General features: G+C 72.8%; 25 protein-coding genes. 9 read left to right on the plus strand and 16 right to left on the minus strand.

Annotated features, from left to right (window positions below):
- Nucleotides 1-7: 7 nt before the first annotated feature.
- Together ACLJQF_RS38285 and ACLJQF_RS38290 are read right to left on the minus strand one after the other, a co-directional pair.
- Nucleotides 8-682: a class I SAM-dependent DNA methyltransferase gene (locus ACLJQF_RS38285; RefSeq protein ID WP_410615175.1), complete on the minus strand. Its 675-nt coding sequence runs from the start codon at nt 680-682 to the stop codon at nt 8-10.
- 55 nt (nt 683-737) lie between these two features.
- The gene (locus ACLJQF_RS38290; protein WP_410615176.1) at nt 738-3485 is read right to left on the minus strand and encodes a BTAD domain-containing putative transcriptional regulator; all 2748 of its coding nucleotides are present in this window, start codon (nt 3483-3485) and stop codon (nt 738-740) included.
- A gap of 168 nt (nt 3486-3653) precedes the next feature.
- Here ACLJQF_RS38290 and ACLJQF_RS38295 point away from each other — a divergent pair, with 168 nt between their 5' ends.
- From ACLJQF_RS38295 to ACLJQF_RS38305, 3 genes are all read left to right on the plus strand, one after another.
- Entirely contained in the window at nt 3654-4523 is an 870-nt protein-coding gene (locus ACLJQF_RS38295; RefSeq protein ID WP_410615177.1) for a hypothetical protein, read from the plus strand.
- Between the two features lie 38 nt (nt 4524-4561).
- The gene (locus ACLJQF_RS38300) at nt 4562-5005 is read left to right on the plus strand and encodes a hypothetical protein (RefSeq protein ID WP_410615178.1); all 444 of its coding nucleotides are present in this window, start codon (nt 4562-4564) and stop codon (nt 5003-5005) included.
- 68 nt (nt 5006-5073) lie between these two features.
- Entirely contained in the window at nt 5074-5850 is a 777-nt protein-coding gene (locus ACLJQF_RS38305) for an SGNH/GDSL hydrolase family protein (RefSeq protein WP_410615179.1), read from the plus strand.
- Here ACLJQF_RS38305 and ACLJQF_RS38310 read toward each other — a convergent pair.
- From ACLJQF_RS38310 to ACLJQF_RS38340, 7 genes are all read right to left on the minus strand, one after another.
- Complete coding sequence (locus tag ACLJQF_RS38310; RefSeq protein WP_410615180.1) at nt 5830-6438, minus strand: TetR/AcrR family transcriptional regulator; 609 nt, start codon at nt 6436-6438, stop codon at nt 5830-5832. The two genes, ACLJQF_RS38305 and ACLJQF_RS38310, sit on opposite strands and share 21 nt — an antisense overlap.
- Nucleotides 6419-6895, minus strand: a complete 477-nt coding sequence (locus ACLJQF_RS38315; RefSeq protein WP_410615181.1) for an SRPBCC family protein — start codon at nt 6893-6895, stop codon at nt 6419-6421. The genes ACLJQF_RS38310 and ACLJQF_RS38315 overlap by 20 nt, the downstream gene beginning before the upstream one ends.
- The gene (locus tag ACLJQF_RS38320; RefSeq protein ID WP_410615182.1) at nt 6892-7212 is read right to left on the minus strand and encodes a metalloregulator ArsR/SmtB family transcription factor; all 321 of its coding nucleotides are present in this window, start codon (nt 7210-7212) and stop codon (nt 6892-6894) included. Before ACLJQF_RS38320 ends, ACLJQF_RS38315 begins: the two co-directional genes overlap by 4 nt.
- Nucleotides 7212-7598, minus strand: a complete 387-nt coding sequence (locus tag ACLJQF_RS38325; RefSeq protein WP_410615183.1) for a VOC family protein — start codon at nt 7596-7598, stop codon at nt 7212-7214. Before ACLJQF_RS38325 ends, ACLJQF_RS38320 begins: the two co-directional genes overlap by 1 nt.
- A 26-nt stretch (nt 7599-7624) precedes the next feature.
- Entirely contained in the window at nt 7625-9148 is a 1524-nt protein-coding gene (locus ACLJQF_RS38330; protein WP_410615184.1) for an FAD-dependent monooxygenase, read from the minus strand.
- Nucleotides 9149-9216: 68 nt separating this feature from the next.
- Nucleotides 9217-9840 (minus strand): TetR family transcriptional regulator, encoded by a 624-nt coding sequence (locus ACLJQF_RS38335; protein WP_410615185.1) that lies wholly within the window; start codon nt 9838-9840, stop codon nt 9217-9219.
- 40 nt (nt 9841-9880) lie between these two features.
- Entirely contained in the window at nt 9881-10834 is a 954-nt protein-coding gene (locus ACLJQF_RS38340; RefSeq protein ID WP_410615186.1) for a LysR substrate-binding domain-containing protein, read from the minus strand.
- A 115-nt stretch (nt 10835-10949) separates the two neighbouring features.
- Here ACLJQF_RS38340 and ACLJQF_RS38345 point away from each other — a divergent pair, with 115 nt between their 5' ends.
- The 3 genes from ACLJQF_RS38345 (at nt 10950) to ACLJQF_RS38355 (ending at nt 13651) form a co-directional block, all read left to right on the plus strand.
- The gene (locus ACLJQF_RS38345) at nt 10950-11849 is read left to right on the plus strand and encodes an NAD(P)H-binding protein (protein WP_410615187.1); all 900 of its coding nucleotides are present in this window, start codon (nt 10950-10952) and stop codon (nt 11847-11849) included.
- Nucleotides 11839-12195 carry a darcynin family protein gene (locus tag ACLJQF_RS38350; RefSeq protein ID WP_410615188.1) on the plus strand — a complete coding sequence of 119 codons (357 nt, stop codon included), beginning with the start codon at nt 11839-11841 and terminating at the stop codon, nt 12193-12195. Before ACLJQF_RS38345 ends, ACLJQF_RS38350 begins: the two co-directional genes overlap by 11 nt.
- A 118-nt stretch (nt 12196-12313) precedes the next feature.
- A complete protein-coding gene (locus ACLJQF_RS38355) occupies nt 12314-13651 on the plus strand; it encodes an MFS transporter (protein WP_410615189.1) in 1338 nt (445 codons plus the stop codon).
- Nucleotides 13652-13742: 91 nt separating this feature from the next.
- On the opposite strand, the gene ACLJQF_RS38360 is transcribed toward ACLJQF_RS38355, so the two are convergent.
- The 7 genes from ACLJQF_RS38360 to ACLJQF_RS38390 all read right to left on the minus strand — a co-directional run bounded on the left by ACLJQF_RS38360 (nt 13743) and on the right by ACLJQF_RS38390 (nt 19355).
- A complete protein-coding gene (locus ACLJQF_RS38360) occupies nt 13743-15089 on the minus strand; it encodes an SPFH domain-containing protein (RefSeq protein ID WP_410615265.1) in 1347 nt (448 codons plus the stop codon).
- Between the two features lie 88 nt (nt 15090-15177).
- The gene (locus ACLJQF_RS38365) at nt 15178-15666 is read right to left on the minus strand and encodes an SPFH domain-containing protein (RefSeq protein WP_410615190.1); all 489 of its coding nucleotides are present in this window, start codon (nt 15664-15666) and stop codon (nt 15178-15180) included.
- A complete protein-coding gene (locus ACLJQF_RS38370) occupies nt 15663-16097 on the minus strand; it encodes an NfeD family protein (protein ID WP_103339344.1) in 435 nt (144 codons plus the stop codon). The genes ACLJQF_RS38365 and ACLJQF_RS38370 overlap by 4 nt, the downstream gene beginning before the upstream one ends.
- 84 nt (nt 16098-16181) lie before the next feature.
- The gene (locus ACLJQF_RS38375; protein WP_410615191.1) at nt 16182-16997 is read right to left on the minus strand and encodes a DUF3097 domain-containing protein; all 816 of its coding nucleotides are present in this window, start codon (nt 16995-16997) and stop codon (nt 16182-16184) included.
- A 51-nt stretch (nt 16998-17048) separates the two neighbouring features.
- Nucleotides 17049-17936, minus strand: coding sequence for a phosphotransferase (locus ACLJQF_RS38380; protein WP_410615192.1), 888 nt, complete (start codon nt 17934-17936; stop codon nt 17049-17051).
- A 43-nt stretch (nt 17937-17979) separates the two neighbouring features.
- The gene (locus tag ACLJQF_RS38385; RefSeq protein WP_410615193.1) at nt 17980-18777 is read right to left on the minus strand and encodes an SCO1664 family protein; all 798 of its coding nucleotides are present in this window, start codon (nt 18775-18777) and stop codon (nt 17980-17982) included.
- A gap of 2 nt (nt 18778-18779) precedes the next feature.
- Nucleotides 18780-19355, minus strand: coding sequence for a DUF3090 domain-containing protein (locus ACLJQF_RS38390; protein ID WP_410615194.1), 576 nt, complete (start codon nt 19353-19355; stop codon nt 18780-18782).
- Nucleotides 19356-19432: 77 nt separating this feature from the next.
- On the opposite strand from ACLJQF_RS38390, the gene ACLJQF_RS38395 reads away from it, so the two are divergent.
- From ACLJQF_RS38395 to ACLJQF_RS38405, 3 genes are read left to right on the plus strand one after another with little or no spacing between them, the layout of a single operon-like run.
- Entirely contained in the window at nt 19433-21352 is a 1920-nt protein-coding gene (locus tag ACLJQF_RS38395) for an alpha/beta hydrolase family protein (RefSeq protein WP_410615195.1), read from the plus strand.
- Entirely contained in the window at nt 21349-22248 is a 900-nt protein-coding gene (locus ACLJQF_RS38400; RefSeq protein WP_410615196.1) for an LD-carboxypeptidase, read from the plus strand. Before ACLJQF_RS38395 ends, ACLJQF_RS38400 begins: the two co-directional genes overlap by 4 nt.
- The gene (locus ACLJQF_RS38405) at nt 22245-22655 is read left to right on the plus strand and encodes a TIGR03668 family PPOX class F420-dependent oxidoreductase (protein WP_410615197.1); all 411 of its coding nucleotides are present in this window, start codon (nt 22245-22247) and stop codon (nt 22653-22655) included. Before ACLJQF_RS38400 ends, ACLJQF_RS38405 begins: the two co-directional genes overlap by 4 nt.
- Nucleotides 22656-22689 lie beyond the last annotated feature (34 nt).

A 22689-nucleotide genomic window follows, 5' to 3' on the forward strand; every position in this document is an offset into this window, starting at 1 on the left:
CGGATGGTCAGCGGTTGGTTCCTTCGGCGTAAGGCTTTCTCGCCCGCCACGCGAAGACCGTCGGCGTGGGCGCGCCGCCTTCGGCGAATCGCTCGAACACCAGGCCTGCCTCGAGGACCGCGTCCAGCAGCGCGGGCAGCGGCCGGTGGGTCGCGCCGACCTTGTCCCGCAGGCCCCGGTCGGTCCACGACTCCATGGTCCAGCCGGGCTCCCGGTAGCCGGGCCGGATGACGACCGCGCGGCCGTCGGCGCGGTCGGCGAACCCGCCGCAGAAACACGGGTGGACGCCGAGGTGCACGAACACCCCGCCGGGCGCCAGGACCCGGGCCGATTCGCGCAGCACGGCGGGGTATTCGGGCATGTCGGTGTGCACCATGATCGCGACGGCGGCGGGCAGCGCACCGGTGGCGATCGGCAATGCGGTGGCATCACATCGCAGGACCGGTAGTCGCGCAGCGGCGTGGCGCAGCATCCCGGCGGAGACGTCGACGCCGAGCGGGGTGCGACCGAGCTGCCGGATCCGGTCGGCGTGGGCGCCGGTGCCGCAGCCGAGCTCGAGGCACGGTCCCGTGCCCGGCCCCAGCAGGTCGCGCAGTATCGGCCCGAACTCGAGCGGGTCGTCGCGCCAGCTGGGGACGAGCGTGGTTTCGTACCAGTCGGCGATGGCGTCGTAGGAGGTCATCCTTCCCGTGTACCGGCCGGACGCGGGGAGGTCCACGGATTTCGCGCCGGGCGTTCTACAGCAACCGCAGCAGCCGTCCCGCCGCCGCTTCACGGTGCTGTTGCCGGTACATCGCCAGCGCCCGCGACCAGGTGTCCCGCGCCGCGCGCCGGTCACCGAGCGCTTCGTGGGCGCGGCCCTGCCGTTCCAGGGTGTCGGCGGCGAAGTACTCGCCGCCGCAGGCGAGGTACGCGGTCACGGCCTGCCGGTAGTAGCCGACGGCGGCCTGGTGCTCGCCGGTGTGGTCGGCGATGAAGCCGAGGCTGTCCAGCACGTCGGGTTCCAGCGTGGGGTGGCCGAGCCGGCGGATCAGCTGCAGGGAGGCCGCGCAGTGCGCCTGCGCGGGCTCGTACTGCCCGAGCCGGGCGTGGTACCAGCCGACCGAGTTCAGCGCGACGGCCTTGGCCTGCGGCAGATCCAGCTCGTCGTGCAGCCGCAGCGCGGTCCTCGCGTGCGCCAGCGCGGCGGCGGGATCGTCCTGCTGGCCGTAGGCCTGCGCGAGGATGACGTGCGTGCGGGCCTGCGCGGCGACGTCCCCGGACTGCTCGGCCAGGCGCAACGCTTCGGTCAGGTGCGTGCCGGCCTCCCCGTGGTTCCCGGCGTGCGCCGCGGCGTGCCCGAGACTCGCGTGGACGGCCATGCGCACCTGGCTCGGTTCCTCCGGGGCCACCGCGGCCAGCGCCGCCCGCCACGACTCGAGCCGGTCCCGCACCCGGCCCTGGCGTCGTTGCGCGACGTCGAGGCTCCACGCGAACCGCCACAGCACGTCGCCCCAGCCGCGGTCGGCCACGAGCCGGAACGCCGCGTGCAGGTTGGGCATCTCGACGGTGAACCACTCGACCGCTTCGGCCCGGCCGGCAAAGTGCCGCGGCTCGCACCCGGGGCGGGGTGGGTCCAGCGGGGGCACCGGGTACAACGGCTCGGCCAGCGCGCCGGCGGCGGCCGCGGTGTGCAGGGAGAACTCGACGAGCCGGGCCAGCGCGGCCTCCTGCTCCCCGGCCGGGACATCCCGCCGGGCGCACCGGATGGCGAAGAGCCGGATCAGGTCGTGCAGGCGCCAGCGGCCGGGTACGTGCTGCTCGACCAGGTGCAGCTGCTCCAACGCGCGCAGCACGGGTTGCGTCTCGGACACGGTGAGCCGGGCCAGCGCGGCGGCGGCGTGCCCCGCGATGTCGGGCCCGGGCGCGAGCCCCAGCAGAGCGAACAGCCGCGCGTGGGTGACGGGCAGGGTGTCGTAGGTCGACCGCAACACCGCCGGGAGGCTGGTGGCCACGCCGTCGTCGAGCGCGTCCAACCGGCTGTCGGTCTCTCGCAGCTCGGCCGCCAAGGCCGCGAGCGACAGCCGGGGCGCGACCGCCGCGCGTCCGGCGACGATACCCAGCGCCAGCGGATACCCCGAGCAGTACGCCAGCAGTTCGTCGACGGCACCGGGCTCCGCGGCCGGCCGGCCCGGCCCGAGCCTGGTCACCAGCAGCCGGCGTGCCTCCTGCGGGCTCAGCACGTCCAGCGGGAGCGGTCTTGCACCGTGCCCGATCACCAGCTCGGTCAGCGAACGCCGGGACGTCAGCACGACCACGCACGAGGAACCGGCCGGCAGCAGCGGCACGACCTGTGCCGAGTCGGCGGCGTTGTCCAGTACCACCAGCATCTTCCGGTCGGCCAGCACGCTGCGGTACAAGCCGGCCATGGCCTGTGTGGTCGACGGGATCGCCGTCCCGGCGATCCCCAGCGTCTCCAGGAAGCCCCGCAGCGCGGTCGCCGGCTCCATCGGCGGCGTCGACGGGCTGAAGCCGCACAGGTCGACGAACAGCTGCCCGTCGGGAAAGCGGTGTGCGTTGCGGCGAGCCCAGTTCAGCGCCAGCCACGTCTTGCCGATGCCGCCCGCGCCGGCGATCGAGGACAGGATCACGGCGCCACCGCGGGCGTCCGCGACCGCCGCGTCGAGAGCCGCCAGTTCGGCGTCGCGGCCGACGAACGCCGCCGGCGCCGCCGGAACCTGGCGCGGCGGCGGCAAATTCGCCGTGTCCCGCCGCGGCGCGGCCAGCGCCGGATCGGCGTTCAGGATGCGCGTGTGCAGTTCCTGGGTCCGCGGCGCGGGATCGGTGCCGAGCTGCTCGGCGAGCCGGTCACGCAGGGACCGGTAGTGCCCCAGCGCGTCGGCGCCGCGGCCGGCCCGGTAGAGCGCGAGCATGTATTGGGCGGAAACCCTTTCGTCCCAAGGGTGATCGGCCGCACGGGCGGCCAGTTCCGTGACCAGGCCCTGTTCCCGGCCGCTGCGCAGCCGGAGGTCGGCGTGGTCGCACACGGCGTCGAACAGCTCCCGGTCGAGTTGCTCCCGCTGCCTGGTGGCCCAGTCGCTGTCCAGGCCGCCGAGGGCGTGGCCGTGCCACAAGGCCATCGCCTGCTCGAACAATTCCGCCGCGACGTCGTCCTCGGCGGCCCGGGCTCGCGCGCAGAGCGCCCGGAAGCGGTGCACGTCGACCGCCGTCTCCGGGATCGCCAGCAGGTATCCGCCCGACCTCGCCACCACCTCCGCGGTCAGCAGCCGGCGCAGCCGGGACACGTAACTGGCCAGCGTTTCCCTGGCCCGCCGGGGCGGATCCGCGCCCCACACGCGTTCCGCCAGCTGCGCGGCCGGCAACACCCGGTTCGGCTCCATCGCCAGCGCCGCCAGCACGCACCTCTGTTTGGCCGGCCCGGCCGCCACCTGCCGCCCGGCCACGTACGTCGTCACATCGTCCAGAAGCACGACCTCGACCGTCATGGCGCTCCCCTCGCCAAGTCCAGGCATAGCCGACCCCGTGAGCGCGTCGCACCCGAACCGGGCGAAGTCCACACGAACGGCCGACACGGCGTTCGCAGCAGGCGATTGCAGGATTGCGCAACCCCGGCGCAATGCGGCGGCCGCATGCTCTGCGCCGAGGGGGAACAGATGAACCGAACGCCGATCGTCACAGTCTTCGTCACGCTGGCCGCCGTCGCCGCCGGCTGCGCCACCCCACCGGCCGCGCAGCCGGCGGCCCCGGTGCCCGACGCCCAGGTGCTGCACGATGCCGAACAGCTGGTGCTGCGCGACTGCATGGCCAGGGCCGGCTTCGAATACCGGATCACCCCGCCGTCGTCCGTGCCCGATCAGCGGGAGTTCCCATACGTCGTCGACGACGTCGAATGGGCCCGCAAGCACGGCTACGGCTCCGACATCCAGCAGCAGCTGGACGCTCTCCGTGCCGATGATCCCAACCAGCGTTACTTCCGGAGCCTGCCGGCGGATCGCCGTCCGGCGGCCGCGGCCGCCGCGAACGGCACGAAACCGCTCGGCCTCACCGCCAAGGACCCCGAGGGCGTCACCGTGACCCGCAGCGACCAGGGCTGCCGGACCGAGGTCTTCCGGGAGCTGTACGGCGACCCGCAGACGTGGTTCCAGGCCAGCACCACGGTCACCGGACTGAAGGCCCTTCGAGTACGACGCGTCATGGCCGACCCGAAGTTCGCCGCCGCGCTCGTCCCCTGGTCGGCGTGCATGCGCTCGGCCGGCTACGACTACTCGAGCCCCGCCGACCTGCGCGCCCGCCAGCCCGAGCAGCCGGTGCCGCTCGCCGACGAACAGCGCATGGCGGTCACCGAAGCAACCTGTGCCGGGCAGAGCGGGCTCGCCGCCACCGCCAAAGAACTCGACGCGCACTACGAAGCCGAACTGAACACGCAGTACCAGCCCGCGCTCGACACGCAGCACCGGCTGCAGCAAGCCGCCCTGCCGCATGCGCGGGAGCTGCTGCTCCGCCAGGACCGCCCGGGCTCGTAGGCCCGGGGGAAACGCACCATCAACGAGGGAGGACCACCATGCGCAAGTCCCGGATCGCCGCGGGGGCGGTCGCGATCGCCGCAACGGCACTGGTCGCCGGGGGCGTCACCGCCGAGGCGGCCACCGCGCCGCCCGCGTCACCGGCCACCGCCCAGGCCAACGGATACTTCTACACCTATAACGGCACCTGGTTCACCGATTTCTGCGCCGCTTGGAGCGGAAACTCCGGGGACTGGGGAGGCTGCGCCAACCAGGACGAGTCGCTGTGGAACAACGGCTACCCCGGCCGTCTCGACGACGTCCTCGTCTACTGGGGCACGGGCCCGTCCGGCGCATGGCGCGGGGTCTGCAACGGCGACGCACTGCCCGAGCTCTCCGGATTGACCTTCGACTGGAGCGGTGGCGCCAGGGGCAACGGCGAGTCGATCTGGCACAACATCGCCGCGCACAAGTGGGCGACGCTCGGCGGCGTCTGCGCCTAGCCGGACGTGGTGCGCGCCACCGCGAGGTGGCGCGCACCACACGGCTCGGCTCTGCCTACACTGGACACATGAGCAAGCGCTTAGTGACCCTGGGGGACTCGTTCACTGAAGGCGTCGGTGACGACGATCCCGCCGCCCCGAACGGCGTGCGCGGCTGGGCCGACCGCGTCGCCGAGCAGCTCGCCGCCCGCGAACCGGACTTTCGGTACGCCAACCTCGCCGTCCGCGGCAAGCTGATGCCGCAGATCCTGGGCGAGCAGCTCGAGCCCGCGCTGGCCATGGAACCCGACCTCGTCACCCTCTACGCCGGTGGCAACGACCTGATGCGGCCCAAGGTCGACATCGACGCGCTGATGGTCGGCTACGAGGCCGCGGCCGCGAAGATCCGCGCGACCGGCGCCCGGCTGGTGCTGTTCACCGGGGTCGACGGCGTCGAGGACCCGCTGTTCCGCGCGATCCGCGGCCGGGTGGCCATCTACAACGAGCTCGTGCGCGGCATCGCGGCCCGCCACGACGCGCTGCTGGTGGACCTGTGGTCGATGCGGCAGCTGTGCGACCGCCGGCTCTGGGCGCCGGACCGCCTGCACCTCAACGCGCTCGGGCACACCGAGGTCGCCATCGAGGTGCTGCGGGTCCTCGGTGTGGAGCATCCGCTGGTCAACCCGGAACCGGCGCCGCGTGCGGTGCTGAGCCCGGCCGAGCGCCGGAGCCAGAACCTGCAGTGGGCGCGGGAACACGCGCTGCCGTGGGTGCGGCGGCGGGTGAAGGGCGAATCTTCCGGGGACACCTTGGCCGCGAAACGCCCGACGCTGGCGCCGATGGACTCAGCGCCGGTCCCCCGCTGACGGGCGGAGGCCGTCGAAGAGGATGGCCACGGCTCGGTCGCGCACGGTTGCGTCCGGGCCCGCGTACTCGGCGGCCCGCGCGACGCCGATGATCACCGGGACCAGCTCGCCGACGACGAGGTCGGCCCGGACCGCGCCCGCCGCCTGCGCGCGCGACAGCAGCACGCCGAGGGCCGTCAGCAGCCGCGCGCCGATGTCGGACTTCGCCACCGGCACCGTGACCCCGGCCGCGGTGAGCGCCTCGAAGTAGGCGTTCTTCGCGCTCGACATCTCGACCCAGCTGGTGAGGAATGTGAAGAACGCGCGCCCCGGTTCGGCGGACTCCGCGGCCACCGCCGTCTCGGCCTCGTCGACGAACCGGCTCAGCCGCGCGAAGAGCACCGCTTCGAGCAGCGCCTCCTTCGTCGGGAAGTGCCGGAACACCGTGCCGATGCCGACGCCGGCGACGCGGGCGACCTCCTCGGTGGGCGCCCCGGTGCCCTTGGCGGCGAACACGCTCTCGGCCGCCTCCAGGACGCGCGCCCGGTTGCGCCGGGCGTCGGCGCGCAGCGGTTTCGACTCGGCGGGGTCAGCCGCGGCGGGGGTCACCAGCCGATGGTAACGGGGCCTGATCGGGCAGCGAGTCCAGCAACCGGGCCAAGGCCCGCGGCACGTGCGAGCGCCAGCCGCCACCCATGATCCGGCGGGAGACGCGCTGGAACTCGTCGTCCGGGTCGAACCCTTCGTGGCTGAGGAACAGCCGGGTGCCGGTGCCCTCCGGTACCAGCCGCCAGGTCACCGTCCACTGCGGACCCCAGCGGATGCTGAGCTTGCGCTCGGGCTCGACTTCCAGCACCTCGCACGCCACCGGGCCGCCGGCGAACCCGGCCGCGGGCACCGGCTCGGCCAGCAGCTCGAACCGGTGCCCCACCACGGGTTTGATGTCGTTGGGCATGCTGATCCAGCGTTCCAGCAGGGCCGGCTCGGTCAGTGCGCGCCACACCTTGCGGGCCGGGTGGGCGAGGAACTGGTCGACGTGGATCGCGGTGGGGTCGTCCTCGGTCACAGGTCTTCCTCTTCGTCCAGCAGGTCGCGCAGGTTGGCGAGCTTGGTGCGCCAGAAGCGCTCGTACGGGGTGAGCCAGTCCGCGACTTCTTCGAGCGGGGCCGCGTCGAGACGATAGAGACGGTTGCGGCCCTGGCGCTGTTCGGTGACCAGGCCCGCCTCGCGAAGCACCCGGAGGTGTTCCGAAAGGCTGGGCCGGGCCATCTCGAACCGTTCCGCGATCGCGCCGGCGGCCATCGGGCCGTCGAGCAGCAACCGCAGCACCTCGCGCCGCGCCGGGCTGGCGAGCGCGGCGAAGACGTCGTCGTTGACCGGCATCAGCGGGGCACGGCGCCGAAGCCCGACGGCTCGAGCAGGCCGATCGTGTGACCGTCGACGTCCTTGAACGACGTCGCCCGGCCCCACGGTTGCGCCTCCGGCTCGGCGACCTCGACCCCGGCCGCCCGCAGCGCGGCGACCTCGGCGTCGACGTCGGTGGTCTGCAGCTGGAAGTGCCGCGGTCCCGGTTCGACGCCGGTGACCTGCTGGTCGGTCAGCACCACCCCGGTCTTCGCCCCCTTCGGCGCGACCAGCACGAACCGGCCGCCTTCGGGCGTGCGGCGGTCGACGAGGGCGTCGAACCCGAGCTTGCCGACGTAGAAGTCCCGCGCGCGGGCGTGGTCGGCGACCGGCAGGGTCAGGAACTGCACGTGGGTGATCGTCATGCAGCCGACAATACGTAGGATATCTCCTACGCGTCAAGCGGGTGGCCGAACCATCGTTCGAGGGCCGCGCGCAGGGTCTTGCGTTCCGTGTCGTCCGGCTCCGCCGAGCCGGTCGCCCAGGCGACGTACCCGTCGGGCCGGATGAGCAGCGCGGTCGCGTCACCCTCCGCGTGGCCGGGGACGAGGTCGACCCGGTCGGTCCAGCCATTCAGCTCGTCGCCGAGCGTGCCGGTGAAGTCCAGCAACAGCGGCCGGGCCGTCGCGGTCAGCTCGGCGAGCCGGGTGCCGTCGGCCAGCACGAGGTCGGGGGCCCAGCGGCCGTCGAGCGGGTGGTCGGTGCCCGGCTCGTACCGGACGTCGGCGCCGGACAACAGGTCCGCGATGTGCTGCACGGTGCCGGGCAGCCGGAGGAGTTCGCCGAACAGTTCGCGCAGCGCGGTGACGTCCCGGCCCGGGTTGATGAGCGCGGACTGGGCCTGGGTGTGCATGACGACGCGCTCGGCGACCGGGCGGCGTTCGCTCTCGTAGGTGTCGAGCAGGCCGGCCGGCGCCCAGCCGCGCAGTGTGGCGGCGAGCTTCCAGCCGAGACCGGCGGCGTCCTGCAGGCCGAGGTTCAGGCCGGGGCCGCCGATCGCGGAGTGGACGTGGGCGGCGTCGCCGACCAGCAGGACCCGTCCGTCGCGGAATTTCTCGGCGAGCCGGGTGTTGCGCCCGCGCAGCCGTCGCAGCAGGTGCGGGCCGTCGCCCTCGGGCTCGCCGAGCGGCAGGTCGAAGCCGAGGACGCGCCGGACGCTCGCGCGCAGGTCGCCGAGGGTCATCGGCGGCTCGTCGACGTTCTGCTGCGGGTCGGTCCACTCAATGGTGCTGACTCCGGTGCCGGTGGGGAACGGGGCGTAGATGAACAGGCCGGTTTCGGTGCGGTAGTGGAAGAACGGCGGGATGACGCCGTGGCCCGGTACCCGCAGGCCGCCCGATTCCGGGTCGGCGAACTCCGCGGGCACAGTGGCGTTCGCGGTGTGGGACAGGGTGCGGTCCTCGGTGACGCCCGGGAAGCCGATCCCGGCGAGCTTGCGGGTGACGCTGCGGCCGCCGTCCGCGCCGACGAGGTATCGGGCATCGAGCCGGTACGGGCCATCGGGCCCGGCGACGTCGAGGGCGACCGCGTCGGCGTCCTGTGTCAGGCCGGTGAGCTCATGGCCGCGCCGGATCTGCACGCCCAGTTCGGTGGCGCGTTCCTCGAGCATCGCGGCGACGCGGCGCTGGGGTACGCCGAGGACGTTCATCGGATTGCGCTCGGCGAGGGTGAGGTCCAGGCGCATCGCGCCGAAGACGAACGCCGGCGCGGGCGGCGCGATCGGGCCGGCGAGCCGCTCGTGCAAGCCGCGGCGGTCGAGGAGGCGGACGACCTGCCCGACGAGGCCGTTGGCGCGATTCTCGGTGGTGGGTTCGGGCAGCTGTTCCAGGACCAGCGGCCGGACGCCGGCGAGGGCGAGTTCGCAAGCGAGCATGAGGCCGTTGGGGCCGGCTCCGGCGATGACGACGTCTTCCATGGCGGAACTCCTTGTTTTTGAGCATGGCGAAGCAGCCCGGCGTGCGGGCGCGTTTTCGGATGAGTGGTCTAGCGGGGTTCGGGCAGGCCGGCGGCGAGCCGGCCGAAGACGTCCCGCAGGACGTCTTCGAGGGACGGCCGCGGATCGGCGACCAGCCACTGCTGGGTGACGACGTTGACCGCGGCACCGACGACGCCCGCGACGAGCCGCGGGTAGACGTCCCGGTTTACATCGGTGCCGGTGCGTTCGGCGACGGCGAGCGCGAACTCGGCTTCGGCGGCCGCGCCGGCCTTCTGGAACTCGCCTTGCAGGGCAGGTTCGGCGACCATCAGCCGCAGCCCTTCGACCCAGCTCTCGTCGGCGGCCTGCCCGCTGGGCACGGGTTCGCCGAGCGCGAACCCGTCGAGCGCGGCATGGGTGATGGCCTCCCAGATCGGTTCACCGGCCGGCCGGTCCCGCAGCGCGGCGGCGATGGCGCAGGCCCGGTCGTGGTGCCGGGCGACGATGGCTTCGCCCTTGCTGCCGAAGTAGTTGCTGAAGGTCCGGGTGGACACCCCGGCTTCGGCGGCGATGTCTTCGATCCGGACGTGGTCGAAGCCGCGTTCGACGGTCAGCCGGATCGCCGCCCAGCTCAGCGCGATGCGCGTTTCCCGCTTCTTGCGCTCACGCAGGCCGGCGCGGTCGGTGTCCATGAGGCCACCATAGCGAAAGATGCCGAATCTGCAAAGTTGCTCAGTCGGCAAGTTTTTCGGCGGGCGGTTCGGGGCGGAGCACCCGGCGCACGGCGTCCCGCAGCCACCGGTGGCCGCCGTCGGCGGCGTGGCGCGGGTGCCAGGCCATGCCGATCTTCAGGGGTGGCAGTGGCAGCGGGATGTCCAGCAGGCGCAGGCCCAGCGCCTGCGCCACGTCGCCGAGTGGCGAGCGAGATTCACCCGGCAAGGCGGCCGGGACCAGGCAGACCACGTCACCGGCGGCGGCCAGCGCCATCGCCGCCAGGTGCCCGGGCAGGACGGCGCCGACCCGGCGGGTGAGCCCGTGTTCGGCCAAGGCCGCGTCCAACGGGCCGGTGAAGCGGCCTCGGCGGCTGACCGCCACGTGCTCCGCCGCGGCCAGCCTGGCGGGCGTCAGGGTGCCTTCGGTCAGCGGGTGCCCGGCGCGGACGCCGGCCGCCATCCGCAGCGTGATCAGCTCCTCGACCCGGGTCTCCGGGTCGACGTGGCCGATGTTCCCGATCTCCAGGTCGATCCGGCCTTCGCGCAGTGCGGGGCCCGCCTCCCACTCCTCGGCCAGCACCCGGAGCGAAACGCCCGGCGCTTGGCGGCGGGCCAGTTCGAGCAGCCCGGGCACGACCGCCGCGCCGACCACGTCCGCGGCCTGGACGGTGATGGTGCGCCGCAAGGCGGCCGGGTCGATCCCGCCGCCCGCGGTCAGCAGGGCTGCCAGCCCGCGGACCACCGCGGCGGCTTCGTCTCGCAACGCTTCGGCCCGGGGCGTCGGCACCATCACCTGCCCGGCCCGCACCAGCAACGGATCCTGGAGCACCCGGCGCAGCCGGGCCAGGGTGCGGCTCATCGCCGCGGGCGAAGTGCGCAGCCGCTCCGCGGCCCGGGTGACGCTCTGCTCGGTCAACAGGGCGTCGAGGGCGACGGCGAGGTTGGCGTCGAGGTTCGGCAGAGGACCGCTCACCAGCGTTGTTCCGTTTCGGGCAATGATTGCTTGCTGAAGTTCCCATTGTGGCAATGCGGTGCGGATCCGCACGATCGAGGGGTCATTCCGATCCGACTCAGACCGCGAGGTTTCCATGATCGTCATCACCGCGCCCACCGGCCAGATCGGCGGGCGCCTGCTGTCTTTGCTGCTCGAAGCCGGCGAGGAGCTCCGGGTCGTGGTCCGCGATCCGGCCCGGCTCCCCGAGTCCGTACGGGACCGGGTCGAGGTGGTCACCGGCTCCCACGGCGACGCCGCGACCGCCGAGCGCGCCTTCGCCGGGGCCGACGCCGTGTTCTGGCTGGTGCCGCCGGACGGCTCGGTCCCGCCCGAGCAGGCCTACCTCGGCTTCACCCGCCCCGCGGCGCGGGCGTTCGCCGAACTGGGTGTCGGCCACGTCGTCGGCGTCTCGGCGCTCGGCCGCGGTACCCCACTGGCCGCCCGGGCCGGGCTGGTCACCGCTTCACTGGCCGTGGACGACCTGATCGCCGGCTCCGGCGTCGCCTACCGCGCGCTGGCCTGCCCGTCCTTCTTCGAAAACCTGCTGGAGGAGGCCGGCTCGATCCGGGCGCACGGCGTCTTCACCGACACCGTCGCCGCGGACCGGAAGGCCCCGCTGGTGGCCGTCGCCGACATCGCCGCGACGGCCGCCGGGTTGCTGCTGGACCGCTCTTGGACCGGCGCCGCCAGCGTTCCGGTGCTCGGCCCGCAGGACCTGTCACCGGACGACCTGGCCCGCATCATGACCGAGGAGCTGGGCCGGCCGGTCCGCTACCACCGCGAGTCACTCGAGGAGCTGCGGGCCACGTTGCTCGGCTACGGCCTCGATGCCGCGTTCGTCGAGGGCATGGTCGCCATGAAACGCGCCAAGGACGAAGGCCTGGACGCCGGAGTCGCCCGCTCAGCGTCGGCGGGCACCGAATTCGCGCGGTGGTGCGCCACGACCCTCAAGCCCGCCGTTCTCGCCGTCCCGGAGGCAGCCGATGCCCGCTGAGCCGATCGTCACCGCGTTCATGCTGGTCAAGACCACGCCCGAGTGGCTGGCGTTGACCGTCGCCGAACGGATCCACGCGTTCGAGACCGAGATCGTTCCGGTGATCGAAGCCCGCTCCCAGGGCGTCCGCTCCCGCTTCTACGACACGGAGTTCTACTCGGCGCGGGTCACCGACGTCTGGGTCTGGGAGGCCGACGACCACGACGCCTACCGGCTGCTGATCGACGCGCTGCGGGAAACCCCGTTCTGGGACCGCTACTTCGAGGTCGTGGACCTGCTGGTGGGCCTCGAGAACGGCTACGCACAGACCTACGGCGTGGAGCCGGTGGCCACCATCGCCACTTGAGTCCCGCACCACCTCCGGTGCCCGGTCACCGACTGGACGAGAAACCGGTCATCCATCGCCGAAATCGTTCCCAAGCGTCACACTGTCGTGTGACATCGGTCACCGGAGGTGTTGCGAGATGGTTCTGGGAGACAGTGGCGTCACTCACCAGGTGGCGCCGGAGCGCAAAGTGCAAGTACGGCGGGCGGCGCTGGCGAGCGCCGTCGGCACGACCATCGAGTGGTACGACTTCTTCCTCTACAACACCGCGGCGGCCTTGGTCTTCCCGCACCTGTTCTTCCCCGCTTCGAGCGCCTACGCCGGCGCCATGCAGTCCTTCGCCACCTACGCGGTCGGGTTCGCCGCCCGGCCGGTCGGGGCCGCCATCTTCGGGCACTGGGGCGACCGGATCGGCCGGAAGGCGACGCTGATCGTCACGCTGCTGCTGATGGGCATCTCGTCCGGCGTGGTCGGGATGCTGCCCGGGACGTCGGCGATCGGTATCGCCGCCCCGGTGATCCTGGTGCTGCTGCGGCTGGTGCAGGGCATCGCGATCGGCGGCGAGTGGAGCGGCTCGGTGCTGCTCGCCATGGAATGGGGCGACCAGCGCAGACGCGGGCTGCTCGGCAGTTTCGCGCAGATCGGCGTCCCGGTCGGGCTGGTGCTGGGCACCGGCGGGATGACGCTGCTGTCGGCGACGCTCTCCCCCGAGGCCTTCGACTCGTGGGGCTGGCGGATCCCGTTCCTGCTCAGCCTGGTGCTCGTCGCGGTCGGGCTGGTGATCCGGCTGAAGATCCTCGAGACGCCGATGTTCGCGAAACTGGTCGAGAACCGGCAGACCGCGCGGACACCGGTGCTCGACGCGATCCGGCACCACTGGCGGGAGATCCTGCTCTCCGCCGGGGTCCGGTTCAGCGAGCAGATGCCGTTCTACCTGTTCACCAGCTACGTGCTGATCTACGTCGTGTCACGGCACGAGTTCAGCAAGACCTTCGTGCTCAACGCGGTCCTCGTCGGGGCGGCGTGCGAGCTGGCACTGATCCCGCTCTTCTCGGCGCTGTCGGACACCTTCGGCCGCAAACGGGTCTACCTGTGCGGGGCGGTGCTGACCGGGCTGATCGCCTTCCCGTACTTCACGATCCTGGCGCACGGCAGCCACGCGCTGGTGTTCGTCGCGGTCGTCGTCTCCTTCGTCCCGCACGCCCTCCAGTACGGCCCGCAGGCGGCGTTGATCGGCGAAAGCTTCCCGACGCACCTGCGCTACGGCGGCGCGGGCCTGGGCTACCAGCTGGCGTCGGTGTTCGCGGGCGGGCCGGCGCCGCTGCTGGCGACGTGGCTGCTGCACAAGACCGGGACGCCGTACGCGATCTCCGGCTACATCGTCCTGGCCGCGGTGGTCTCCATCTTGTGCGTGATCTTCCTGAAGGACCGCTCCAAGGCCGACATCGACGACGTCACCGTCTACCGCCGAGCCTGAAGCGCCCCAATGTGGCCTTGGTTGCGTCTGACGCACCCAAGGCGGCCTTCGGTGCGTCTCACGCACCGAAGGCCGCCTTGGGGCGCTCGGGTCAGCGGCGCGGGCCGCCCGGGGGGCCGCCGAACGGGGGCTGCTGCGGGAACGGGCCGGTGCCCGGGTTCTGCTGCTGCGGGCCGCCGAACTGGCCCGGCGGCGGAGCCTGCGGCGGCGGGCCCTGGTACTGGCCACCCGGTGGCGGACCGGCCGGCGCCTGCGGCTGCGGCAGTGCGGGCTGGCCGCTCTGCGGCGTCGGAGGCTGCTGCGGCGCGGGCGTGACCTCCGTGCCGCGTTCCTCGTCGGGCTCGGCCTGCTGCTGGGCCGGGCGCGGGATCGACGGCCGCGCGGGCGGCGACGCCGGCACCCCGATCGCCGGGACCTCCTTGCGCGCCACCGCTTCCGCGGCCGCGACGGCCTCGGCGACCTTCGGGTCGCTCTTGGTCTCGAACCAATCGGCGACCTCTTCGTCGTCGAGGTCGGGCCTGGCCGGGACGTCGTCGTCCTTCGGCGGCTCGTAGCGGAACACGCCGTCGTCGCCCGGGGCACCGAGCGCGCGGGCGAAGCCTTCGAGGGCCTTGCCGTAGTCGCTGGGGATCATCCAGACCTTGTTCGCGTCGCCCTGGGCCATCTGCGGCAGCGTCTGCAGGTACTGGTAGGCCAGCACCTCCGGGGTCGGGCGGCCGGCCTTGATCGCGGCGAACACCTTCTCGATCGCCTTCGCCTGGCCCTGCGCCTGCAGGTAGCGCGCGGCCCGCTCACCCTGGGCCCGCAGGATGCGGGACTGCCGCTCGGCCTCGGCGGCGAGGATGGTCGCCTGGCGCGCACCTTCGGCGGAGAGGATCTGGCTCTGCTTCTGGCCTTCCGCGGTCTTGATCGCGGACTCCCGCTGACCTTCCGCGGTGAGGATCATGGCGCGCTTCTCGCGGTCCGCGCGCATCTGCTTCTCCATCGAGTCCTGGATGGAGGGCGGCGGGTCGATCGCCTTCAGCTCGACGCGGCCCACGCGGATGCCCCACCGGCCGGTTGCCTCGTCGAGCACCCCGCGCAGCTGGGTGTTGATGGAGTCGCGGGAGGTCAGGGTCTGCTCGAGGCTCATGCCACCGACCACGTTGCGGAGCGTGGTGGTGGCCAGCTGCTCGACACCGACGATGTAGTTGGAGATCTCGTACACCGCGGCGCGCGAGTCGGTGACCTGGAAGTACACGACCGTGTCGATCGACACCGTCAGGTTGTCCTCGGTGATCACCGGCTGGGGTGGGAACGAGACGACCTGCTCGCGCAGGTCGATCCGGGCGCGCACCTTGTCCAGGAACGGCACGAGGATGTTGAGGCCGGGCGAGGCGACCGTGCGGAACCGGCCGAGCCGCTCGATCACGGCCGACTGCGCCTGCGGCACCACCATGACCGCCTTGGCGATCGTGATGATCACGAGCAAGGCCAAGGCGATGACCAGGCCGATCACAAATCCGGTCAAGAGAATTTCCCCTTACCTAGTACCATTCTTGCGCGGTTGACGGCGTTCCGGGTGCAGCGGGCGGGCTCACCGCGAGCTGCAGTTCCTTGGTGGTGATGCCCCAGCGGCCGGTGGTGTCGTGCAGGACCGTCCACACTGTACGGTGCAGGTCCCCGGGCGCGGTGACGGCGCGCTCGGCCGTGGTCAGGCCGGCTTCCTGCCGCAGCGCGGTGCGGGCCAGCTGCTCGATCGCGAGCGCCGGGGCGGAGATTTCGTAGGTGGCCAGGCGCGGGTCGGTGATCGCGAAGACGACCTCGAAGCCGATCAGGACTTCGTGCCCGTCGCCGGCTTCGACCGGGCGCGGCGGGGCCGAGAGGATCTGGTCACGGAGGTCGACGCGGGCGCGGACCCGGTCGGCGAACGGGAGCACGAAGTGGCGGCCGGGGCCGAGCACGGCGCGGAACTGCCCGCCACGTTCGAGCACCGCGGCGTGGCCCTCGCCGACGATGACGAGTCCGAGGCTCACGGTTCGTCCGACACGACGGCGGTGGCGCCGGAGATCTCGACGACCGTGACCGAGGTGCCGGGCGCGATGGGCGGGAGGTGCGCCGACATGCTGCGCGCCGACCAGACGTCGCCGGCCAGCTTCACCTGACCCGTCTCGGAGTCCACTGTGGACACGACAACCGCGCGGGCGCCGATCAGTGCGTCGATGCCGGTGTGGTGGGCCGGGCCGGAGAGCAGGCGCCGCTTGAGTGCGGGGCGGACCAGCAGGAGCATCCCGACAGAGGCGACGGCGAACACGGCGACGTCGATGACCAGGTTCCCGGTGAGGACCTCGGCACCGGCGCCGAACAGCGCGGCGACCCCCAGCATGACCAGCACGAAGTCGCCGGAGACGACTTCGGCGATCACCAGGGCGATCCCGACGATCAACCAGACCAGTGCCCAAGACATGGCTTCATGCTCTCAGATCGCGCCGGTTCGCACCGGCGCGGTGACGGGACGTGACCTTCGCGTAACCTTGGACAATTCGGACATTCAGCCCTCTTCCGTCGGCTCGGTGACGAAATCGATGAGCCGTTCCACGGCCCCGATGAGCGGGGTCTCGAGGTCACGGAAACTGCTCACCCCGCTCAGGACACGCTGCCAGCCTTCGAAAGGTTGCCCCCAGCCGAGCGCGTCGCAGATGCCCTGCTTCCACTCGGTCCCGCGGGGGATCTTCGGCCAGGCCTCGATCCCGACGGCTTCGGGCCGCACGGCTTCCCAGACGTCGATGTAGGGGTGGCCGGTGACCAGCACGTTCTCGTCGCGGACGGCCTCGACGAGCCGGGTTTCCTTGCTGCCGGGCACGAGGTGGTCGACCAGGACGCCCAGGCGGCGGCCGGGCCCGGTGCCGAACTCGGCGATCCGGTCGGCGAGCACGTCGACGCCGTCGAGCGGCTCGACGACGACGCCTTCGACGCGCAGGTCGTGGCCCCAGACGCGTTCGACGAGCTCGGCGTCGTGCTTGCCTTCGACCCAGATGCGCGAGTCGCGGGCGACGCGGGCCTTCAGGCCTTCGACGCGAACCGAACCGGACGCCGAGACCCGGCGGGCCGGCGCCGTCGCCGGGGCCCGGTACGGCACGAGCGTGACCAGCTTGCCTTCGAGGAGGAACCCGGCGGGGGTGAGCGGGAAGACGCGCCGGCGGCCCTTGGCGTCTTCGAGCACGACGTTCCCGTACTCGATCTTCACCACCGCGCCGCAGAAACCGCCGGCCGGGTCCTCGACCACGAGGCCGGGTTCGGCGGGCACCTCCGGCACCTTCTTGCGGCGCGGGCCGGCGAGCACGTCGTCATAGGAATGGGAGCGCACGACCTGGGAACCTAGTGGCCGCGAGCGCCCAGGCGGGTCATGCCACGCCGGTCAGCGCGCCAACTCCAGGACCGCATCGGTGAACGGCGTCCGCTCGCCGCGGCGCAACGACGGCAGCGCGATCAGCGGCGCCATCGCGACGCACCAGGCCCGGACGCGCTCGGCGTCGAAATCCGTCACGTGCGGAGCGAGCGCGGCGATGCCGTCGTCGAGGGTCCCGCCGGCCGCCATCGGGACGTAGACGAAGTCGATGGCGTCGAGGGACGGGTCACCGAGACCGGGGCGTGGGTCGATGGCCACCGCACCGCGTCCGGGGCCGGCGTCGAGGACGTTGGCCGGGTGCAGGTCGCCGTGGATGAGCGTGACCGGCCCGCCGGCGGCCAGCGCCAGCGCACGTTCCCGCCCCTTGGCCAGGACCTCGGCGCTCAGGTGCCCGGCGGCGGGGGATTCGCGGCGACGGCGTTCGGAGAGGGTGAAGATGAACTCGATGCCCTCGGCCAGCCGCCGGAACTCGCCGCGTGGTTCCACGGAGTGCAGCTGGTCGAGCAGCTCGCCGATCTCGGCCCACGGCACGTCGCGACCGGACAGCTCGGTACCCGGGACCAGTCCTTCCAGCAGGATGGCGTTGGCGTCGAGGTCGGCGTCGAGCACCTGGACGACGCGGGAGCAGCCGGCCCAGGCGCTCAGCCCGGTGAACTCCAGCCGGGCGACTTCCGGGTCCGGGGTCAGTTTGAGGACCCGCAGGCCGCCGCCGGGGCCGGTGCACAGCAGGGTGCGGCCGGTGTTGCCGGGCCGGGCTTCGCGGACGGTCAGCCGCCACTTCGCGGTCAGGCGGGCGACCAGGCCGGGGAGGGCGTCGCACCACGGCTCGGCCAGTTCCGCGCCGAACCGGTCGACGAGCCGCGCGCGGGCCGGGTCGTCGATCAGAACAGCGTCCATCAAACAGCGTCCGTCAGAACAGCGTCCGTCAGAACAGCGGCCGTCAGAACAGCGGCCACGGGATGGCCCGCCACTCGTCGCCCGGTGCCGGGAAGATGCCCTCGGCGAGCAGCACGTCGGCGCGGGCGGCCAGCGCCCGGATCTCGAACTTGGTGATGTGCTCGGCGAGGGTCTTGCCGAGGCCGCCGTCGATCTCCGAGCGCAGCTTCCGCAGCTTCTCGACGGTGTCCGGCGGCAGCGGCTCGCCGATCCAGCCCCACAGCACGGTCCGCAGCTTGGGGTCGGTGTGCAGGCAGATGCCGTGGTCGACGCCGTAGACGCGGCCGTCGACGCCGGGGAGGAGGTGGCCGCCCTTGCGGTCGGTGTTGTTGACGACGATGTCGAGCACGGCCAGATCGCGCAGGCCGGGGTGGTCGGCGTGGGCCAGCACCGCGGGCTCGCCGAGCCGGTCCTGGGCGTGCAGCACCGGGCGCCAGCCGTCGGGAACGTCGTCGGGCGGCAGGACTTCCACCAGATCGTCCTCGGTGGTTTCGATCCACAGCTGGACCATGCCGGGGCCGAACGGCCCGTCGCGCAGCACGGTCGGCGGGATCGCGCCGACACCGGCGGCGTCGGCGATGATCGCGGTCGCGACCTCGCGCCCGGCCAGGGTGCCGTCGGGGAAGTCCCACAGCGGCCGCTCCCCCGACACCGGCTTGTACACGACCCGGCCGGTGACGCCGTCGAGCTCGATGGCGCAGAAGAGCGTGACGTTGGAGGCGTCGACCAGCCGGCCTTCGACGTCGATGCGGCCGTGGGTGACGAGTTCGCGGGAGGCGGGATCGGCCGCGTCGGGCGTCATGGTCAGTCTTCGTCCGCGTCGGTCTCGCGCCGGTAGCCGTTCTGCCGTGGGCAGATGTGCCCGGTCGGGTCGAGCGGCTCCGCGCACAGCGGGCACGGCTTGCGGCCGGCGTTGACGACGCGGTCGGCCCGCTCGGCGAAGGCGCGGGCGGCGGCCGGGCTGAGGAAGACGCGGACGGCGTCCGGGCCCTCCTCGGTGTCGTCGAGCACGACCGTTTCGTCGACCTCGCCCTCGGTGATGGCGAGCAGCTCGATGACGACCGCGCTGCTGTCGGCGTCCCAGCCGAGGCCCATGGTGCCGACGCGGAACTCCTCCTCGACCGGCACGGTGAGGGGGTCGAGGTCGACGAGGTCCTCGGGAGCGTCGTCGGGGACGTCGGCACCGAACCGGCTGGCGACCTCCTCCAGCAGCGAGCTGAGGCGCTCCGCGAGGACGACGACCTGCTGTTTTTCGATGGTGACGCTGATGGTGCGCACGTCCTCCGAAGCTTGGAGGTAGAACGTGCGATCGCCGGGCTCGCCGACGGTGCCGGCGACGAACCGATCCGGCTGGCGGAAGACGTGGATTACGCGAGACATAGCACTGACGACCCTAGGCCACCGGCGCATGATCGGCATCCGCCGCCCCACCCTTCGCGGGCCGCTAGCCTCGGGGGGTGTCTCGGATCTCCCCGTACGGAACCTGGTCATCGCCCATCACCGCCGCCGAGGTGGCCGCCGCCGGTGGCGGCCCGCAGTGGCTCGACGTCGTCTCCGGCGAGGTGTGGTGGGCCGAGGCGAGACCCGGTGAGCAGGGCCGGGTCTCGCTGGTCCGGGCGGTGCCGGGCGGCACGGAGGACGTGCTGCCGGCGCCGTGGAACGTCCGCAACCGGCTGCACGAGTACGGCGGCCGGCCGTGGGCGGTGGCCGACGGGGTCGTGGTGTTCACGCACTGGGCGGATCAGCGCGTGTACGCGCAGAGCGAAATCGGCGTGGTGGCGCTCACGCCGTCCCCCGCGCAGCCGCAGAGCGTCCGCTACGGCGACCTGCGGGCCGGGCGGCCGGGCGAGGTGTGGGCCGTCCGGGAGCGCAGCACCGGGCCGCGTCCCACCGACATCGAGCGGGAACTCGTGGCGATCGCGGTGGACGGCGGCGGCGAGCGGGTGCTGGCCGCGAGCCACCGGTTCCTGACCGTGCCGAAGCTGTCGCCGGACGGCCGCCACGCGGCCTGGTTCGGCTGGGACCACCCGCTGATGCCGTGGGACGGCACCGAGCTGTGCGTGGCTCCCGTCGACGAGGATGGCGCGTTCGGGCCGCATCGGGTGCTGGCCGGCGGCGCCGACGTGTCGGTGTGCCAGGTCGAGTGGGAGACGCCGGCGACGCTGCTGGCGCTGGCGGACCCCGAGGGCTGGTGGAACCTGCACCGGGTCGGCCTGGACGGGTCGGTGGCGAACCTCGCGCCGGTCGAGCAGGAGCTCGGCGGGCCGCTGTGGAAGGTGGGGTCGCAGTGGTTCGCGCCGCTGGGCGGCGGGCGGCACGCGGTGCTGTCCTCGGGCCGGCTGGCGGTGCTCGACGAGGCCGACGGCACCGTGGCGCCGGTGGCCGGCGAGCTGACCGCCTGGTCTTCGACGGGCTTCGCGGTGTGCGGCGACACGGTCGCCGGCGTGGCGGGTGGGCCGGCCCGGGAGTCCGCCGTGGTGCGGGTTTCTTTCGAGGGCGTGGTGACGGACCTGACGCCGCAGCCGGAGCTGCCCTCGGCGTTCCTGCCGGTGCCGCAGGAGCGGGTGTTCAGCACGGCGGACGGCGAGACCGTGCCGGTGGTCTACTACCCGCCGCGGAACCCGGACTTCGCGGCGCCCGACGGTGAGCGGCCGCCGCTGCTGGTGCACGTCCACGGCGGCCCGACCGGGCAGCACTTCGCCGAGCTGGACCTGGACATCGCGTACTTCACCAGCCGCGGCATCGGCGTGGCGGCGGTGAACTACGGCGGGTCGACCGGGTTCGGGCGGGCCTACCGGGAACGGCTGCGGGAGCAGTGGGGCGTGGTGGACGTCGCCGACTGCGTCGCGGTGGCCGAGGCGCTGGTGGCGGCCGGGCTGGCCGACGGCGACCGGCTGGGGATCCGCGGCGGCAGCGCGGGCGGGTTCACCGCGGCCGCGTCGCTGACGACGACGAAGACCTACCGGGCCGGCACGGTGATGTACCCGGTGCTGGACCTGGCCGGGTGGACCGGGACCGAGGGCGACACGCACGACTTCGAGTCACGGTACCTCGACGGGCTGGTCGGGCCCCTGCCCCAGGCGCGGCAGCGGTACGTGGCGCGTTCGCCGCTGGCGAACGTCGGCGGGCTGGCCGGGCCGGTGCTGTTCCAGCAGGGCCTGGATGACCGGATCTGCCCGCCGGAGCAGGCCGACCGGTTCGTGGCGCGGCTGGCCGGGCGCGGGATCCCGTACGCCTACCAGCGGTTCGACGGCGAGCAGCACGGCTTCCGGCAGGCGGCGACGATCGTGGCGGCACTGGAGGCGGAATTGTCGTTCTACGGCCAGGTGTTCGGCTTCGAGACGCCGGGCGTCGCGCGGCTGGAGCTGTCCCGGTGAGGCCGCCGCGGCTGCGGGCCGGGGACACCCTCGCCCTGGTGGCGCCGGCCGGACCGGTGCCGGCGGACCTGCTGGAGAAGGCGCTGCCGGTGCTGCGCGGCTGGGGCGTCGAGGTGCGGGTCGGGCCGTGCGTGCGCGCGGAGCCGGGGTCGCCGCCGTACCTGTCGGCTCCGGACGCGGCGCGGGCGGCGGAGTTCACCGAGGCGTGGCTGGACCCCGGGGTGCGGTGCGTGCTGGCGGCGCGGGGCGGGTACGGCGTGCAGCGGATGCTGGACCTGGTGGACTGGGCGGCCCTGCGCGCGGCGGGCCCGAAGGTACTGGCCGGATCGTCGGACATCACGGCGTTGCACCGGGCGGTGGACGTCCACCTGGGACTGTCCACAATGTTCTCCCCGATGCCGGCGAGCGTGCTGTTCGACGACTTCGCTCATGAGCACCTGCGGCGGTCGCTGTTCGAGCCGGAGCGCACCGTGGTGGTCCGCGGCGGGTCGGCGCTGGTGCCCGGCCGGGCGTCGGGGACGTTGACGGGCGGGAACCTGTCGCTGCTGGCGGCCGGGATCGGGACGCCGGAGCACGGCTCGGCGCGGGACGCGATCGTGCTGCTGGAGGACGTGACGGAGAGCGTGTACCGGCTGGACCGGATGCTGACGCAGCTGCTGCGCAGCGGCTGGTTCGCCGGGGTCCGCGGGATCGTGCTGGGTTCGTGGGCGGCGTGCGGGCCCCTGCCGGAGGTGCGTGCGTTGCTGGTGGACCGGCTGGTGCCGCTCGGGGTGCCGCTGGTGGAGGAGTTCGGGTTCGGGCATGTGGCGTCGTCGCCGACGTTGCCGCTGGGGGTGCCGGTGACGCTCGACGCGGACCTGGGGACGTTGACGTTCGCCTCCCCCGCGCTGACGTGAAGCTCTCGTCGCCGGAGGCCCGCGCGCGGTTCGCCGCCGCGCGGGTGGCCCGGCTGGCGACGGTGTCGGCGGACGGCGTGCCGCACCTGGTACCGGTGACGTTCGCGGTGCACGACGACTCGGTGGTGTTCGCGGTGGACCACAAACCGAAGTCGACGACCGCGCTGCGCCGGCTCCGCAACATCGCGGAGAACCCGGCGGTGTGCTTCCTGGCCGACGGCTATTCCGAGGACTGGTCGGAGCTGTGGTGGGCCCGCGCGGATGGCGTCGCGCGGGTGCTGCCCGCGCACGCCGGACCGGCGGAGTGGCTGGTGGCGAAGTACGAGCAGTACGCGGCACGGCCGCCGGAGCACGCGGTGGTACTCACCGACGTGCACACGTGGAGCGGCTGGTCCGGCTCCGGCTAGCAGTTCGTGAAGGCCACCTTGAGGAACTTCAAGT

It is taken from the genome of Amycolatopsis sp. lyj-109, assembly GCF_046548995.1.
Lineage (GTDB): Bacteria > Actinomycetota > Actinomycetes > Mycobacteriales > Pseudonocardiaceae > Amycolatopsis.